Source organism: Methanolobus sp., assembly GCF_030682845.1.
In the GTDB taxonomy this organism is placed as follows: domain Archaea; phylum Halobacteriota; class Methanosarcinia; order Methanosarcinales; family Methanosarcinaceae; genus Methanolobus.
Window position 1 is genome coordinate 1 of the sequence record NZ_JAUXNK010000096.1, and the last position, 17,599, is coordinate 17,599.

The following is a 17,599-nucleotide window of genomic DNA, read 5'->3' on the forward strand; positions in this document are numbered from 1 at the left end:
CCTTGAACTTATCAACCATTTCTGCCAGGGGTTCCTGAGGACCTTTGAGGGCCGCTACTCCCCCATGCTGCACAAAAGTGGTCGTGTTACTTATAGAGTGCGACTGTATCTTGAGCATGTTCTCGAATATATCAGGCCTGGCACATACATATCCCAGCCTCCACCCTGTCATTGCATAAGCTTTGGAGAAACCATTGACTGTAATGGTCCGGTCCTGCATGCCTTCCATTGAGCCAATGCTCACATGCTCCTTATCATAGATGATCTTCTCATATATTTCATCCGAAAGTACAAGGAGATCGTGGTCAATGGCCAGATCCGCAATATTTTTCAGGGTCTGCCTGTCATATACGGCACCTGTGGGATTGCCCGGGCTGTTGACAACTATCAGCCGGGTCTTATCAGTAATGTATTCTTCCAGGTCCTGAGGCTTGAAACGGTCGTTGGCATCGGTCGGAACCCACACAGTATCCGCACCTGCGAACTTAATAGCAGAATCATAGGAAACCCATGCAGGGTCAAAGAGAATTGCCTCGTCATGATCGTCGAGGACTGTCAGCATGACTTCAAAGATAGCCTGCTTCGCACCCGGAGTTACAATTACATCTGATCCTTTTACGTCAAGCTTGTTCTCGGTCCGGAGCTTTTCGGCGATGGCCTCCCTGAGTTCAGGAATACCGGCAGGGGGGGTGTAATGGGTCTCACCCCTGTACATCGCCTGGCATGCAGCATCACATATATGTTTAGGAGTATCAAAATCCGGCTCACCCAGACTGAAACTGACGACATCTACGCCCTGTTGCCTTAATTTTGTAGCCATGTTTGCAACTTTTATAGTTGCAGACTCTTCCACCCGTTTTAACCTTGATGATGCCATGGAAACCCTTACCCGTTTACATAGTATTTAAGCATATCTCTTTTTCAAAGACGCTGAACAAGCTTAACGGCAGCTTCTACTGCGCGTTTTCCATAATCAACACGTTCGTGGGCTTCCATTCTTGTCATACCGGGTCCCGCGATACCCAGAGTCACCGGCTTGTTATATTCCAGAGAAAGGTCGGTTATCTTCCTTGCTGCTTGCTGAACAACTATCTCATCGTGCTGCGTAGCACCCTCGATCACTATTCCCATGGTAACCACTGCATCGATATCTTTCCTTTCGCACAATCTTTTGATCGCGAGCGGCATATCATATACACCCGGTACCAGTATCTTTGCCACTACCTCAGCCCCGAGGAACTTTGCATGCTCATCGCCAAGCAATTCCATCTGGTAGGTAAGATCCCTGTTGAATTCAGCTATTACAAATCCTAATCTGATGGTCATATCAATCACTGCTGTATCCCTAATTTAAACCCTTGCAGGCCCGACATCCTCAAATCCCTGGCGCTGGCCTGTTCCTGCTTCCCTGATCATCTGTTCCGGTTTGAACAGCATCTTGACAACGTTGAGAGCATGCTCCCTTGAACGCTGCTCCATCAGAAAAGCCAGCTCCTTTGCATCCTTTGCTTCATCCTCGTGTACAAAGACCTCTATAATATGGGTATTTGTCATGAGCTGCGCCTGGATTATCCCGGTGGATGCTTCGTGTGCGCAGACCTTATCGGTTGGTTTTGAACCTGGCATGCCAAGGGCCATGACAATGTCACAGCCTTCTTCCTCGATGAGTTTCTTGGCTGCCACAGGCAGGTCCTTGACGCCCGGAACAGTACGGCGGATAATCTTTACAGAAACGTTCTTCTGGATCTCATCCACCGCAGCCTTGCCCATATTAAAGCGCGCAAATGTTGTATCGACAACTCCGATGATCGGCATGTTCACCTTAAATTTAGAGGAGGGTATCAAGCACTTCGCTTGCAGCCTCCAGCCCTGCTCCCAGTTCAGAGACAACACCCCTCTTCCTGAGAACTACCTCAAGCTGCTGTATGGTCAGCATGACATCTTTGGGCATGACATTGCCCATGTTGCCTATCCTGAATATCTTGCCGCTGAGCTGGTCCTGGCCACCGGCGATGATAATTCCCCTGGCCTTCATATCCTTCTTGATATCGTCGCCGCTGACACCCTGTGGTGCCTTCATTGCAGAGACCGTGTTGGAGTAGCTGGTTTCCCCAGTAAGATAGGGGAACATCTCGATACCCAGAGCCGACATAGCCGAACGGACTGCATTTCCTTCGGTGATGTGGCGTTTTATCCTTGCTTCCATGCCCTCTTCCTTAACAATGTGGAGGGATTCCTGAAGCGCAAAGAACAGCGAGACTGCTGGAGTGTACGGGGTCTGGGTGCTGTCCTTATCCGCACTCTTCTTGTATGCCTTGAGGTCAAGATAGTACGGCATCCGGTCCATGCCATTCATTGCCTCAAAAGCGCGCTCGCTCACGGACACCATGGCGAGTCCCGGCGGAGCAGCTATGCATTTCTGGGAACCGGTCACAGCAATGTCCACGCCCCACTCATCGATCCTTACATCATCGCCGCCAATGGAGGTGATACCATCCATGATAAAGAGCGCATCATGCTTCTTTGTGAGCTTGCCAATCTCTTTTGCGGGATTCAGGATACCTGTAGAGGTTTCGTTGTGCACAAGGGTCAGGACTTTTGCACCTTCCTCAAGCTTCTTCTCGACCTCGCCCAGATCAAAAGAGTGACCCCATTCGGCCTTGACAGCATTGACCTTTCCATACCTTGCTGCAATGTTCTTGAACCGCTCACCAAACTTGCCGTTCTCCAGAGCGACCACAATGTCCTGGCTGCCCACAGTGCACCCAACAGCAGCTTCCATGCCTGCAGAACCTGAACCGCTGATAACAAAAATATCGTTCTTGGTTTTGAAGACATCCGCCATAATGTCGCGGCAGTCGTCATACACGGCTGCGAATTCCGAGCTTCTGTGATTGATCATGGGCTTTGACATCGCCCGCAGAACACGCGGTGCCACAGGAACAGGCCCGGGCATCATAAGTAATGTATCTTCTAGTTCCATGCAAATCTCCTAATACTTTGTGAAAGCGTGATTGACAGATTTCCTGTGATTAAACGGGCTAAAGACATGTAGATTGGGATCCTGACCCCTTTAAGGACAGTGCAATACCTGCCTGATTACGTAAGACTATTATATAATCCTGACTGGCCCTGTTTTAAGATATTATTTAGAGATATCCGATCAATGCTTTCCGCTGGATCATCCATTAAGCATCTGCATCACATCATGCTTGGTGACAACCCCTACCACCTGGCCTTTTTCAAGTACCAGGACCGCGGGATTCTTTTCAAGGATATGGGATATTACCTTGATATCAGCATTGGGGGAAACTGTAGGAAATGAATCACCCATCATTTCCTTGATCATCATCTGCGAGACCATGGCTTTCTTTTTGTCAGCCAGGGACCTCACGACCATCTCCTCGGAGATGCTCCCCACCGGAACCCCGTTGGATATGACCGGTATCTGAGAAATGTGATACTTACCCATTATCTGTACCGCAGCGTCTACATGCTCTTCCGGAGAAACTGAGATCACATCGGTGTTCATGATGTTTACCACCAGGATATCCTCTTTTTCCGCGTCCTCGAACACCTCGATTATCTTCCTGAGAGTAGATAAACGTGGATCTACATCCCCTGATTCTATGCGTGCTATCAAAGGCTGGCTGACTCCCGCGCGTTTTGCGAGGTCACTCTGAGTCAGGCTCAGTTCTACCCTTTTTTGTTTTATCTCATCAGGCGTAGGAAGTTGCATAATTATTACTGATAGTTATTATAATATTTAAGCCATTACCTTTGAACCGGAATATGCGATATATAAAATAAAATATTGAAAGACTCGCAGAGAGCAGCCTGGATTTGCGTTCATTCTGGCACCATTCCACCAAGCGATGCATTCTGCATATCCCTGAAAGCAAGCTCGTTATACAGGCCTGCATTATTTATCCGGGATAGACATATAACCTCATGGCATACCTTTTTCAGCAGGTTCTTTTCATGGCTCACAACCAGGATCCCGATATTCAGCTTTTCAGCAATATCAAGGATGCTCTCCCATATCTGGACCTGTGTGATAGCATCCACCATTGTAGTTATCTCGTCAGCTATCAGGAACTTCGTTTCAGGGCTCAGGGCCCTTGCAAGGGCAAACCGCTGAAGCTCACCGCCGGAAAGCTCGTTGGGCCATCTTTCAAGCCAGCTCGTCTTTATTCCAAAAGAGCTTAGAACATCCTGTGAGACTACGTGCCCCTCATTCAAGATATCTTTCATCTTCCATCTTGGATTCACAGCCTTTTCCGGGTGCTGGAATATAAGCTGGACGGGGTTATATGCGTTTGAGGGCATTTTCTTCCCATCTATACTTACAGTTCCCTGATAGTTCTTCTCATACCCGGCAAGTATCTTGCATAGAGTGGATTTACCGCTTCCGCTGTCTCCCACCAGCCCTAATACTTCCCCGCTGCCTAAAGATATGTCCACATTGTTCAATATCAGGTCATCCTTCCTATATCCAAAGCTTATATTCTCACCTTTAAGATACATTATTGCACCTCACTAAGCCCTCGCCTATCCTTTTCAACTGAGGGATATCTTTTGAGCAATCCTCGGTCCTGATAGAGCACCTTTCAAAGAACACACATCCCCCGTTAAGCTCATCCTGCATCGGCTGATGGCCTTCCATTTTCTGGAATCTGTTCTGGGGAAGGGCGTTCCACAGGGCACGTGTGTAGGGATGTCTCAGATTCTCCCCTTCATTTGTAAAATCCTCAATCCTAGCCTCCTCCAGAATAGTGCCGGCATAGAATATTGCGATCCTGTCAGATATCTTCAATGCGGCCTCTATGTCATGGGTTATCAGTATAACTGCGCACCCTTTTTTCGCCATGTCCTTGAAATATCTCAGAGTCTCATCCAGACTCCTCTCATCCAGTCCGGGAGTCGGCTCATCTGCAATTATGAGCTCTGCAGAGCTCATCAGGGCAGTTGAGACCAGGACCCTTCTGGCCATACCACCTGACAGTTCATGAGGGAGCATTTTGCCGACATCTGGTCGCAAATTATACCTTTGGAAGGTATCCCTCTGCCGCTCTCGCATCAACCCCTTATCCTTTTTTTCAACGCTTCCCGTCACCTGATCGGAAATTCTCATTAAGGGGTCCAGATAGGTCGTCGACTGGGGTATAAGAGATATTTCCTTACCTCGGAGTTCTTCTTTTTTCTCTTGTGTAAGACTCTGGCCCTTATACTCCATACTACCTGAAAGCCTGGAGTTAGAAGGCAAGATTCCCAGGATAGCATGCGCCAGAAGACTTTTGCCAGACCCGCTTGAACCTACGACAGCCAGAACCTCTCCACTGTAAGCTTCCAGGTTCATATTGGAGATGATTCGCAGTTCTGTCTGGCGAAGTCCTGAAGTATATTGAAAGAAAGAAAGTGAAAGATCCCTTACTTTCAAAAGAGCTTCAGAGCCAGACCCATCTATAATATTTGTCATCACTTCACTTTTCATAATTCACCTGCTTTAATTGGTCACTTATTCTCTTTTCATGACTAAATTCCTGATACTAGCTCTACTCATGGGCTTTCTTGGGGTCCATAAGCTTTCCGAGATTCTCTCCTAAAATGTCAACTGCCAGAACTACGATCAGCAAGGATAATCCGGGGAATAGTGCAAGCCACCAGTATCCTGCTGACAGGTACTTCATAGACTCAGATAGAATAATACCAATTGCTGGTTCGTGTGGTGAAAGACCGAAACCTAAGAAAGTCACAGAAGCTTCGTGCAGAATTGCATGTGGAAATATTAATATTGTACCTAGCATGAACTTTGGGATCAAGTGAGGAAGAATATGTTTTCTGGCCACCCACACGTATGACTTGCCGAAGTTCCTGGATATGTGGATATAGTCCTGAGTTTTTATTTGTTTGATCTCTGCTCTTACAACTCTTGTAAGGCCTGCCCAGTGCGTTAATCCAACCCCTATTATGACTCCTGTAGCACCTCCTCCCAATCCTATCGAGACAAGGATAATCAGCAGCAGATGAGGTATTGAGAGGAACAGGTCCACCAGCCATGATACAATAGAGTCTGCTGTTTTTCCCATACTGGAAAACAAACCTAGAAACACACTTATTAAAGTACTTATTGTAGAGGCAAATATCCCAACCATTATGCTTAAGCCTAGTCCGGCGAGAGTTCTTGCAAGCATATCTCTTCCCATCCAATCAGTCCCAAAAGGATGTTCAAGAGAAGGAGCAAGATTCTTGGAACCAAAATTAGTAGACAATAATTCGCTGTCCATATAAAGGCTTGATGTCAGAATTGTTATCACTAACAACGACATGAGGATTATCAACAGAATGGTCCTTTGCCTGAGGTTCAGTGGTCTTAACAGTCCCTTATTATTCATTGGAAAAGCAGTGCTCATGCTTCCATCTCCTGTTGTCTTATCCGGGGGTCCACGAACTGATATATTATATCAGCGATCAGATTCCCAACAAAGACAAACAGAGTACTTATGAGAACAATTCCTAGAAGCAGAGGCACATCGGACCTTATGCCTGCCTCTACCGCGGCCCGACCAAGTCCCGGATAGGAAAAAACCTGCTCCACCAGAAGAGCCCCTCCGAACAATTCACTGAATCCTAAGAACTGGAGCGTGATAGCCGGAAGAGCCACATTTCTAACACCGTGTCTTAATACCAAGCCAAATCCTTTTTCACCCCTTGCCTTTGCAAATAATACATAATCACTCGACATGACCTCTATTAGTTTTTCACGGGTGAACATTGCAATTGGGGCGACTCCCAGCAAGCCCAGGGCTATTGCAGGGAGAATCAAATGCTTCAGACGATCAAGAACTGTCACTTCTTCAGCTGCAACACCGATGGGTACACCCAACCCTACAGGGAACCAGCCCAAATGCACTGAAAACACAAGCATCATGACCAATGCCAGCCAGAATGTCGGAGTGGCAAGCAGGATATAGCAGTAAGTCTTTATTATTTTATCTACCCACGTCCCATTTTTCATTCCTGCCACTATCCCCAGAACAAAACCTAGTACCCCGGATAGTAGCCAAGCTGAGGCCATCAGGGCCAGAGAAGCAGTGAAACGTTCTTTAATGACATCACTTACAGGCATCCTGTATATCAATGAATCACCCAAGTCCCCTTTAAGCACGTTTCCAAGCCAGTTGAGGTATTTTTCATGGGCTGGAGTGTTGACTCCCCAGTATTCCTCCAATATTGCCTTTTGCTCCGGTGTGATGCTCATTGCTCCGATGTAAATACTGACAGGATCTATTGGGGATTGATCGACAAGCCAAAGGCTGGCAATAGAAACAACTGCCATGAGGCATATCAATTTGAGAATTTTTTTTGTTGTGAAAATAGCTAGTTTTTTGCTTTCAGCTTTCATTATCCACCCTATTCACGGTCATTCTATCGCATTTAAGGTACAATCATGTGAGAAAACGTCTATACATCTAACAATATATTAGGCTGAGGATTTCCCATCCTCAGCTCTATTTCAGTTCATGCTTCAGCTCTAAATTCGCTCCCATTCAACTACGTTTCCCAATATGTCAGAACCAAAGGGCTGTATCAAGGGAGTTCCGATGTCCAGATCTTCATTCACTAGATATACACAATTGACTGTTGCCAGCCACATCCATGCAGCATCTCCATTCTGAGAGAATCCGGTCTGTCCGTCCCATGCAGCCAGTTGCCAGTTTTCATTGGCCATATCCTGATCAGAACTTGTCATGGCAATTTCAATATACTGGTCCACTTTTGAGTTGTTGTACTTTATAACATTGTTCCAGTTTGCCGGGTCGTAAGACTCGCTATGGTATCTGAAATACAGGTCGGAAGAATCTAGTTTACCCCATCCCCAAATGACCGGAGTCGAAGGAGCTAAGGCGTTTATCTTGTTCCAGCTTCCACCTTCCGGTTTAATGCTGATACCCATTTTTTTGGCTTGCTCGGATATAGAAAGTGCTAAAGCCTGTCTTTCCTGTGCACTTGCGGGATATAGCAAGGTAAATTCAGCTTTTACTCCGTTCTTCTCACGGATCCCATCACCGTCAGTATCCACCCAACCTGCCTGGCTCAAGATCCTTCTGGCTTCGTCAATGTTCCCGTCTTCAAAAATTGCTTCCCTGCTTCCCCAAGGCAGCTTATCAACACCCGAAAATTCCGGCTGGCCATGTCCGTTCAAAGGCCCATCGACTAAGACTTGCCTGTCAATTCCAATGTTCAGGGCTTTTCGTATTGCAATATCAGAAGTTACATCATTTCCAAGCGGATGACCATGTGGTGTTTTTTTGCCTGTGTTTGGCTCAAACGGGAAGCTGATTCCACGAGCAGAAATGCTATCAAGAGATACAATCCTCATTCCATTCACATTTTTATCAGCAAGTGATGATGGAATTTCGGCTATGTCAACTTTTCCTGCCTTGGCAGCAGCAAAAGCAGTATCTCCCGTGATAAAGAGTATTGTCAGCTTTTTGAAGTAAGGTTCCTGGCCATAATACTCAGGATTTGCTTCTAAAATTAACTGCTGACCTTTATCCCACTGTTTGAAGATGTATGGGCCGGACCCTATGGGGTTCTGACCGTAAGCCCCGGTATAGGAGTGTTCGGGAACTATCCCCATTTCTACAAGTCTATGAATGAATATAGATCGGGGTTCAAATAATTTAAATTCAATTGTATTGTCATCAATGGCAGTTGCTTTTTCCAGCATGGTCATATCAACTACAGTAGCGGCATTTGCTGCTGTATTGAACGTGAATGCTACATCCCTGGCTGTCAGTGGCACACCGTCATGGAATTTTACGTCATCCCTTATATCTACAGTCCAGGTCAGACCATCCTCACTGATAGTGTAACCTGTAGCCAGGTCATTGATCACAACTGCGTTGCTATCTCTTTTAAAAAGAGTGCTCTGAATCAATGGTTCATGGTCATAGCCCCAGCCAGTAATGGGATTGAAGCCATCCTGAGGCTCTCCTAGATGTGTTCCTACAGCTGCAATTAGCCCATCAGATGCAACAGTGTCAATTGACTTTGCTTTTCCTGACACGTCTACGCATCCGAGAACAGAGACGGTTCCAATCATTACTACAAATATCAATAAAAGATCTAACAACTTTTTCATAATTCTTCTTCCTAATTCGTTCTTACCGTATATACAACGCTTATTATATACCTTGATAAAACACTTTGCTTTTGGACATACTTTTATTTCTACTTTACGTTACATATATATGCCACAATCCACATAGTGGAACATAACGAAGTACATTCCTAGTTATCTATTGATTTTCTATTAATGGTGTCATGGTTTTGTGCTTTGGCCAATATGTTTGGTATATAACCATACATCCCTAGTCAGACCTGTTCTTAGCGATAGAATAATGCTGATTAAGGTAAACACATTAGCAAATGTAGTAATTCTTTGTAGGATATATACCCTTGGGGCAGCAATCAAAACTGTTAGCATATACTCCAAATATCAAGCTTTTATCACCTATCAGCTCGTGAGATGTATATTTCCTGCAGTCAAAATACTTGATTCTTAATTTGGTGTGACACCAATAAACAAACCACAACACATTTTTTCATTAAAGCGGGGTAATAGATAATCTCTTTTTGAAGCCAGAATCCGGAATATGCATTCATAACCGTATCAATGGACAGTCCGGAAATATTTTAAACTGAGGATGGGAAGTCCTCAGCTTCATTAAGATTATGCTTTAACTGTCAATTCGCTTCCATTCCAGAATGTTGCCGAAGATATTACCGCAATGAGGCTGTATTACAGGGGTTCCGATGTCCATATCCTCATCCATTATATAGAGATAGTTAATGGATGCCATCCACAACCATGGAGCATCGCCTTTTTCAGAGTATCCGGTCTCTCCGTCCCACGCGGCCAGCTGCCAGTATTCAACGGCTGTTTCCTCATCGGGGCTTGTCATGGCATTTTGCAGATAAGCATCTACAACAGGATTGCTGTATCTTATCATGTTGTTCCAGTTAGAAGGATCGTAACTCTCACTATGGTACCTTAAGTATACATCAGTCGGATCGATATCACCATACTTGAAAACAACTGGAGTGGAAATTGCCATATTCTGGATCTTGTCCCAGCTTGCGCCTTCTACTTTAATCCTGATACCCAGTTCTCTGGCCTGCTCGGACACAGCAACCGCTAATACCTGCCTGTCCTGTGCACTGGACGCATATAGCAGAGTGAATTCGGCTTTTACTCCGTCCCTCTCAACGATCCCGTCACCGTCAGTATCTATCCATCCGGCATCACGTAAGATCCTCTTCGCCTCAGTAATATTCCCGTCATCAAAAATAGCTTTCTTGTTCCCCCAGGGCAGCTTATCTACACCTGTGAATTCTGTTGCGCCATGCCCGTTCAAAGGCCCGTTTACCAGGGACTGCCGGTCAATTCCAATATTCAGGGCTTTTCGTACTGCAATATCAGAAGTCACGTTGTTCCCGACAGGATACCCGTCTTCTGTCTTTTCACCGGTGTTTGGTTCCGTTGGCAGGGTAACCCCGCAGGCTTCAATAGTTTCGAGGGATACGATCCTCTTTCCATTAACTACCTGATTTGCATATGTATGCGGGATCTCAGCTATGTTCACCCGCCCTGCCTTCGCTGCGGCAAAAGCAGTATCTCCTTCCATAAAGACGATTGTCAGCTTTTTGAAGTACGGTTCCGGTCCATAATAGTCCGGGTTTGCTTCGAATATTACCTGTTGACCCTTATTCCATTGTTTGAATATGTATGGGCCGGATCCTATAGGATTTTGACCATAAGATCCAGTATAGGCATATTCAGGAACTATACCTACTCCAATGAGCTTATTGATGAAGGTAGACTGGGGGTTACGCAGTATTAACTCAACTGTATTATCATCAATAGCTGTAGCTTTTTCAAGCATGGTCAGGTCCACTCTGCCAGCGGATGCTGCCGCTTTGTTGAATGTGAAAGCTACATCCCCGGCTGTTAGTGGCATACCATCATGGAATTTTACGCCATCCCGTATAGTTACAGTCCAGATCAGGCCATCCTCACTGATAGTATGGTCTGTTGCCAGATCATTGACCACAGCTGCATCACTGCCTCTTTTAAAGAGGGTGCTTTGAACCAGCGGTTCGTGATTATAGCCCCAGCCGGTGATGGGGTCAAAACCGGACTCCGGCTCTCCCCCATGAGTACCGACGGCCACAATCAGTTCATCTGGTGCCATATAGACACCTGTCTTTTCGGTTTTATCAGCACATCCGGAGACTGATACCAATCCTAGCATCAATATAATTAACAGCAAAAAATTCAATGGTTTTTTCATACATATTCCTCTGATATTACTTTTGAAAACACGGCCTGTTCCTGTAGCAAATAAATTCCAACGGTGCAATGAATAATTATTGCAGGATTAAGTTTATACAATATTACAAATACACAGTTTCTGTAACTTAATGTAGATACTTTTACTAATTCAATAGTAACATATAATACTTTTGATTGGATTAGTAACACGAAAAATAGATATGCTGCTTGCTACAAAAATCAACCCTGCAGACAACCTGCCAATCAGTACAACTTAACATAAAACAATACTTCATCATCCGAGCAGCATCCAGTTTCACTGTTTCTGATATGTGCTCGCAGATATAACATCCCAGGATGACCACATCCCGAATATGCAATGGATGCAAAAGACTGAAGCTCTCAACGAAAAGCAGAATTCCGGGATAATTGGTTCACAATTGGTTTACATTAGAGCTGAAATGCAGAAAATAGAAGAAAATGGTTAAAAAATTACATATGCCCTTAGTCCTGCTGCGCACCTTATCTGCGTAACAAGAACAAAGAACACTTTTATCACCCTCAGAGCTGAAATTGAAGCGTCCAGGATATCTAATTGTTAGTATTGATCTCTGTAACAGTACCGTCCTCTGCCACAAATCTCATCTTTCCGTCCTTCATGGTCATCTCACTTACCAGATTGCCGTCTGCATCATAGTACTTCCAGCTGAATCTCTCGCTGTCCTCAGACCACATGTAGTAGATCTTGGCATATTCATCATCAGGATTGTTGGAGTTGAACTCGGCCTTGCACATCTGCACTCCGTCAATCTCCTCAGTCCCGGTAATCTTCATAGAGACCTCTTCACCTGTGCCGGGATTTGACGATGCCCAGGAACTTCCCACGGGACACCAATCGTCCTCACTACCTGCGGATGCAGTGTATTCGACCGTTACACCATCTTCCTCATACGTCACCGTTTCATCATCGCTGCCTGTGCAGCCGGACACTGCCAATGCAAGGACAACCATCACCAGAACAAATAACCATTTTGTTTGCATAGTAACCACACTTAATGCTCGTGACAGGATAGATTTAAAGGTATCGATTTATTCACAGAGTCACCTGAAATATACGAAAAGGCCAGCGAGGTATGCGAAATAGACCCCAAGGATCAGGCCGCCTTCCCACCTGTCCAGTTTACTCTTTGTAATGCCAAAGATGACCAGAAGCACCATTATCAGCAGCATTGCAGGGAAATCGTATGTTATGGACTGAGGCAGGATTTCCAGTGTCCTAATCTGGGAAGATACACCGAGGATTAGAGTGATGTCCATTATATTAGCACCCAGGATATTGCCAATGGAAATATCCTGGTGTCCTTTCAGGAGTGATGAGACGGCAGTTATCAGTTCCGGAAGAGAAGTGCCAAGGGCTACAAGTGTCAGGCCTATCAGCATCTGAGGTACTCCAAGCCATTCTGCGACAGCTATACCGGCATCGACAAGTATGCGACTGCCTATCACTACCATGAGCGAACCTGTAACGAAAAGAAGGATGTCCCTCTTCATTTCCCGCAGAGGGGTGCGCTCACGCCTGCCCTCATCTCCGTCAAACACCGCACGCTGCAATTTATAGTTGTAGTACATGAACCCCACGAACACTGTAAGGAGGAGCAAGCCATCAATTGGCGAAAGCTTCCCATCAAGGGTGAGCAGGATGAGCAAGATAGCGGATAAAAGCATAAAGGCGCCCTTGCGTAAAAAACCATGCTTATCGACAGGTATAGCCTTAATAGCAACGATAAGACCCAGAACAAGACCAATGTTGCATATCGCTGAACCTACTGCATTGCCTACGGAGAGTTCCACATGCCCCATGTATGCAGCTGTCACAGATACAGCGAATTCGGGAGACGTTGTGGCAAAACTTACGATCGTAGCACCTACGATGATCTTGGGGATACCGCTCTTCTCAGAGATCGAGACTGCCGATTCCACGAACCAGTCAGCTCCTTTGGTTATCAGCAGCAGGCTTAAGATAAGTAATACGGCAGTTTCCAGCACCATGAGACAGGTAATAGACACTATGTGAATTTAAACATGCTCCATGTTGTGCATCCTGTTACAATGATGTAAGCTTACTTTTAAGAGACACACAAAGCTTTTTTATCATTTCTGATATTAGCAGGGTTGTACTAAATTCACTTAGAATACGCAACTTAAGTTAGTGATAACAGAGATGATCCAATGAAAGTCCACCCGCGATGCACATACTGTCTGCTCTCAAGGATACACCTGGAAGCGGAACTGTCCACAAATGACGAGGAACTGACCCACAAAGCCATCAGAGGTGGGATAGAAGTCCTTAGCAGCACATACAAGCCCGGCATGCCTGCAGCAGCCCTTTCCACAGTCATGCACAGGAAAGCCTATGAGATACTCAATGACAACGATCCTTACAGGGAAAAAAAAGAACTGAGCAGCAGGACTGCAGAAAGATTCCTTCCCGTTATAAGGTCGCATGTGTTCAACGGGGACTGCGATGATGCGGCCACCTTCAAACGTGCTGTGCTTGCCGCAGTCATCGGGAACTATTTTGATTACGGAGTCATGGGACTGGATGTGCCTATAGACATCTTTGACAGGACATTCACCGAGCATTTCAAGCGCGGCCTGGATATCGACGATACAGGGAAGATGCTTGGCAGACTGGACAATGTGGTCTACCTTGCGGACAACTGTGGAGAGATACTTATTGACACGCTGGTGTTTGAGGTGATCAGGAAGATGGGCGGGAAGATCACGCTGGTCGTACGCGGTGCCCCTATCCTGAATGATGCGACCATGGAGGACGTTGAGCGTTTCGAACTCGCACAAAAGGTGGACCATGTGCTTACCACCGGCTCTAACGCAATCGGTGTCTGCCTGGAGGAGGCACCGGCAGAACTTAAAGAGGCACTTGCAAATGCGTCCCTTATCATTAGTAAGGGTATGGCCAACTATGAGACCATGTCAGAAGAGAGTTATAGGCCTATAGCATACTTACTAAAGGTCAAATGTGATCCTGTGGGAGAGGACATCGGTGCCCCGCTGGGATGCTCTGTTGCCAGGATATTCGAATAAAGGAGGTAAGGAAATGTGTGAACTGAAAGTGCTGCTGCTCAAAGATGGTGAGCGTAAGACAATTATGGAATCCGTTACAAAGATGGTTGTTGTGGGTGGCTCAATAGAACTTTATAGTATTCTTGGCGAAAAGGAAACCGTAGCAGGTTCTATAAAAGAGGTTGACTTTTCAAAAGGGGAAACTATAATAATTGGAAAATGATATACCCACTCAAAAAGTTTGTATTCTGGAAGACTAAAGATACAGATACGGGTTTTGATTTCTCATTACAAAACATCAATATGTCAAATGCTAAACGGAAGGGACAAAAGATGTCGAAAGTAAAAGTGGCTATAAACGGTTACGGTACCATAGGTAAAAGAGTTGCAGATGCTGTAAACCTGCAGGACGATATGGAAGTCATAGGTATTTCCAAGACCAGACCTAACTTTGAGACCCAACTTGCATATCAGAAGGGTTACCCTGTATATACTCTTGCAGACAAGATGGATGCAATGAAAAAAGCCGGCATACCTGTGGCTGGCAGCATTGAGGACATGGTTGCAAATGCCGATATTGTGGTTGACTGCACTCCCGGGGGAGTTGGAGAAGAGAACAAGAGCTTATATGAGAAGGCTGGCGTCAAGGCCATCTGGCAGGGCGGGGAAGAGCACGAGCTTGCTGGTGTTTCCTTCAATGCGACAGCCAATTACGAGGAGGCCTTCGGTAAGGACTTCGTAAGGGTAGTCTCGTGTAACACCACAGGTCTGTGCAGGGTCATCTATCCTCTGGACCAGCAATTCGGCGTCAACAAGGTAAGGGTCACCCTTATGAGAAGAGCAGCCGACCCCGGAGATATCAAGAAAGGACCTATCAACGCAATAGTGCCAAACCCTATCAAACTCCCTTCACACCACGGCCCGGATGTCAAGACCATCTTACCTCACATCAATATAGTGTCAACTGCAGTAAAACTTCCTACGACGCTCATGCATGTACACACACTCAATATCGAGCTCGATAAAGAATGCTCTGCGTCTGATGTAAGAAGCATCTTTGAGAAGCAGTCCCGCATAAGGCTCATAGGACAAGGCATTAACTCCACTGCAGAGATAATAGAGCTTGGCAGGGACCTCGGACGCCCGAGGAACGATATGTGGGAGAACTGTGTATGGGATGATTCCATCACAATGCACGAAGGAGAACTCTATTTCTTCCAGGCCATCCATCAGGAATCCATCGTTATACCGGATAATGTGGATGCAATCCGTGCAATGACGGAACTTGAGAAGGACGGCGCAAGATCCGTAGCTAAGACCAACAAGGCAATGGGTATCTGATACCCATTTTCTTTATGGAGGATGATTATTATTTTCTGGGGCTGAGCAACCGGATAGCTGATGCTGTGCACGACCGTATAAAGGATATTACGGGAACGCTCAGGGCCAGCGATACTCTTTATATGGGAGCTGACGGTACCCCTACTAAATTTATCGATGACATCGCGGAAAAAGTGATCCTGGAAATACTCTCAGGAGAAGGAAGATCCATAAGAATCCTCAGTGAGGAATGTGGTGAGAAGATAATAGGTGACTCTCCACAATACACAATTATAGTTGACCCTATTGACGGGACCTACAATGCATGCTTTGGGATCCCATTTTACAGCATATCTCTGGCATTCAAGCACGCGCTTGAGGAAGAGATGTGTTTCGGGTATGTGAAGAACCTCGCCACCGGAGACATATTTCATGCCCGTCGGGGCAAAGGGGCTTTTCTTAATTCAGGAAGAATAGAAATATCTAATAAGTCGGACATAAGTAAATTCTGTGTAAGTATCTATGGTTACAGGCCCCACGTCAAAGAAACCACCATGCTTTGCAGGAAGGTCAGAAGGGTACGAATACTTGGTAGCGTGGCTCTTGAGTTGTGCTACACAGCTGCAGGGAAGTTCGATGCATTCATCGATGTAAGGGGATCACTGCGCCTGACTGACGTTGCAGCCGGCAAATTGATCATAGAAGAGGCAGGCGGGGTTGTCACTGATGGGTCCGGTGCTCCTCTGCTTCTTGAGGACAGTATAATAAACAAAGTACACATGGTTGCATCCAACGGGCATGCGCATGAAGATATATTGAAGCTTTTGGCAGGAAGTTCGCATGAAGGTTAAAAAGATCGGCATTGTATCACGCTATGATAACCTGGAAGCCCTGGAGATGGCAGGGACAATTTTGCAGACCTTTGAGAAAAAGGTCGAAATCGTGCTGTCTCCCAAAACCGCAGAACACCTGGGAAAAAGCAACCTGGCTGTCCCTGTTGAGAACATGAGGAGTGCCGGGGCCGAATTTGTTATATCCATCGGCGGGGATGGAACCGTACTGCGCAACATTTCAAAGATGGAAGACCCGTTACCTGTCCTGGGAATAAATATGGGCACATTGGGATTCCTTGTTGATGTACAGCCCGGAGAGGCCATCACCGCCATTGAGGATGTGCTCAGAGGATTCACATACACAGAACGCAGCCGACTGGATGTGTCATTCAATGCGGAAACACTTCCTCCTGCAACCAATGAGGTTGTGCTTATCACTGCAAGGCCTGCAAAGATACTTACTTTCCGAGTATCACTGGATGAGTCGCTGATGGAAGTGATTCGGGCTGACGGAGTAGTCATTGCGACCCCCACTGGGTCGACAGCTTATGCGATGAGTGCAGGCGGCCCCATAGTTGACCCAAGAGTTAACGCCACCCTGATAGTACCCCTGGCACCTTTCAAGCTTTCTGCCAGACCGTGGGTGGTCCCGGCTGCAAGCACTATCAAAGTTGAGATGATAATCCCTGAAAAGGAAGCAGTGATAGTCATTGATGGCCAGCACTCTTACAGCATTAAGGCCAACGATGTTGTCACACTTACAAGAGCAAAGAACCCTGCAAGGTTTGTCAGCAGTTCTGTCAACGGATTCTATGAAAAAGTGCAGAGCAAACTTGCCTAGGCACTTTAAGGTGCTAAATGTAAGTACATACACACGGGCAACTTCAAAAGAGAGGCAATGCTTGAGCAGGATTAGCAAAGGTGCAGGCATTTACCTTCCTTTCACTTGATAAAGATTACCGTTTGTGGGTAGATACTGCAGTACCGCATCATAGCAAAAAGGTCTTCGAATCCTAAAACT

Annotated in this window: 18 protein-coding genes; 5 read left to right on the forward strand and 13 right to left on the reverse strand. The window is 46.0% G+C overall.

Annotated features, from left to right (window positions below; all coding sequences use genetic code 11):
• From Q8J68_RS12995 to Q8J68_RS13055, 13 genes are all read right to left on the reverse strand, one after another.
• Positions 1-877 (reverse strand): pyridoxal phosphate-dependent aminotransferase (locus Q8J68_RS12995; RefSeq protein ID WP_305311942.1); only part of this gene is annotated, 877 nt, incomplete at its 3' end.
• 44 nt (positions 878-921) lie between these two features.
• Positions 922-1,326, reverse strand: a complete 405-nt coding sequence (ribH, locus tag Q8J68_RS13000) for a 6,7-dimethyl-8-ribityllumazine synthase (RefSeq protein ID WP_305311943.1) — start codon at positions 1,324-1,326, stop codon at positions 922-924.
• A gap of 24 nt (positions 1,327-1,350) precedes the next feature.
• Positions 1,351-1,815 carry a riboflavin synthase gene (gene ribC, locus Q8J68_RS13005; protein ID WP_305311944.1) on the reverse strand — a complete coding sequence of 155 codons (465 nt, stop codon included), beginning with the start codon at positions 1,813-1,815 and terminating at the stop codon, positions 1,351-1,353.
• A 13-nt stretch (positions 1,816-1,828) separates the two neighbouring features.
• The gene (locus Q8J68_RS13010) at positions 1,829-2,983 is read right to left on the reverse strand and encodes an alanine--glyoxylate aminotransferase family protein (protein WP_305311945.1); all 1,155 of its coding nucleotides are present in this window, start codon (positions 2,981-2,983) and stop codon (positions 1,829-1,831) included.
• A gap of 198 nt (positions 2,984-3,181) precedes the next feature.
• Positions 3,182-3,739 carry a CBS domain-containing protein gene (locus Q8J68_RS13015; RefSeq protein ID WP_305311946.1) on the reverse strand — a complete coding sequence of 186 codons (558 nt, stop codon included), beginning with the start codon at positions 3,737-3,739 and terminating at the stop codon, positions 3,182-3,184.
• A 110-nt stretch (positions 3,740-3,849) separates the two neighbouring features.
• A complete protein-coding gene (locus tag Q8J68_RS13020) occupies positions 3,850-4,527 on the reverse strand; it encodes an ABC transporter ATP-binding protein (protein WP_305311947.1) in 678 nt (225 codons plus the stop codon).
• On the reverse strand, positions 4,517-5,494 hold the full coding sequence (locus tag Q8J68_RS13025) for an ABC transporter ATP-binding protein (RefSeq protein ID WP_305311948.1): 978 nt from the start codon (positions 5,492-5,494) through the stop codon (positions 4,517-4,519). Before Q8J68_RS13025 ends, Q8J68_RS13020 begins: the two co-directional genes overlap by 11 nt.
• 61 nt (positions 5,495-5,555) lie before the next feature.
• Complete coding sequence (locus tag Q8J68_RS13030; RefSeq protein ID WP_305311949.1) at positions 5,556-6,413, reverse strand: ABC transporter permease; 858 nt, start codon at positions 6,411-6,413, stop codon at positions 5,556-5,558.
• Positions 6,410-7,339 (reverse strand): ABC transporter permease, encoded by a 930-nt coding sequence (locus Q8J68_RS13035; RefSeq protein WP_305311950.1) that lies wholly within the window; start codon positions 7,337-7,339, stop codon positions 6,410-6,412. The genes Q8J68_RS13030 and Q8J68_RS13035 overlap by 4 nt, the downstream gene beginning before the upstream one ends.
• A gap of 195 nt (positions 7,340-7,534) precedes the next feature.
• The gene (locus Q8J68_RS13040) at positions 7,535-9,109 is read right to left on the reverse strand and encodes an ABC transporter substrate-binding protein (protein WP_305311951.1); all 1,575 of its coding nucleotides are present in this window, start codon (positions 9,107-9,109) and stop codon (positions 7,535-7,537) included.
• 637 nt (positions 9,110-9,746) lie between these two features.
• On the reverse strand, positions 9,747-11,261 hold the full coding sequence (locus tag Q8J68_RS13045; protein WP_370867650.1) for an ABC transporter substrate-binding protein: 1,515 nt from the start codon (positions 11,259-11,261) through the stop codon (positions 9,747-9,749).
• A 671-nt stretch (positions 11,262-11,932) separates the two neighbouring features.
• Entirely contained in the window at positions 11,933-12,382 is a 450-nt protein-coding gene (locus Q8J68_RS13050; protein ID WP_305311953.1) for a membrane-binding protein, read from the reverse strand.
• A 60-nt stretch (positions 12,383-12,442) separates the two neighbouring features.
• Positions 12,443-13,390, reverse strand: coding sequence for a calcium/sodium antiporter (locus tag Q8J68_RS13055; RefSeq protein ID WP_305311954.1), 948 nt, complete (start codon positions 13,388-13,390; stop codon positions 12,443-12,445).
• 180 nt (positions 13,391-13,570) lie between these two features.
• On the opposite strand from Q8J68_RS13055, the gene Q8J68_RS13060 reads away from it, so the two are divergent.
• The 5 genes from Q8J68_RS13060 to Q8J68_RS13080 all read left to right on the forward strand — a co-directional run bounded on the left by Q8J68_RS13060 (position 13,571) and on the right by Q8J68_RS13080 (position 17,419).
• A complete protein-coding gene (locus Q8J68_RS13060) occupies positions 13,571-14,446 on the forward strand; it encodes a DUF89 domain-containing protein (RefSeq protein WP_305311955.1) in 876 nt (291 codons plus the stop codon).
• Between the two features lie 13 nt (positions 14,447-14,459).
• Complete coding sequence (locus Q8J68_RS13065; RefSeq protein ID WP_015054805.1) at positions 14,460-14,648, forward strand: CooT family nickel-binding protein; 189 nt, start codon at positions 14,460-14,462, stop codon at positions 14,646-14,648.
• Positions 14,649-14,758: 110 nt separating this feature from the next.
• On the forward strand, positions 14,759-15,766 hold the full coding sequence (locus Q8J68_RS13070) for a type II glyceraldehyde-3-phosphate dehydrogenase (protein ID WP_305311956.1): 1,008 nt from the start codon (positions 14,759-14,761) through the stop codon (positions 15,764-15,766).
• 14 nt (positions 15,767-15,780) lie between these two features.
• Complete coding sequence (locus Q8J68_RS13075; RefSeq protein ID WP_305311957.1) at positions 15,781-16,596, forward strand: bifunctional fructose-bisphosphatase/inositol-phosphate phosphatase; 816 nt, start codon at positions 15,781-15,783, stop codon at positions 16,594-16,596.
• A complete protein-coding gene (locus Q8J68_RS13080) occupies positions 16,586-17,419 on the forward strand; it encodes an NAD(+)/NADH kinase (RefSeq protein WP_305311958.1) in 834 nt (277 codons plus the stop codon). Before Q8J68_RS13075 ends, Q8J68_RS13080 begins: the two co-directional genes overlap by 11 nt.
• The last annotated feature ends 180 nt before the right edge of the window (positions 17,420-17,599 follow it).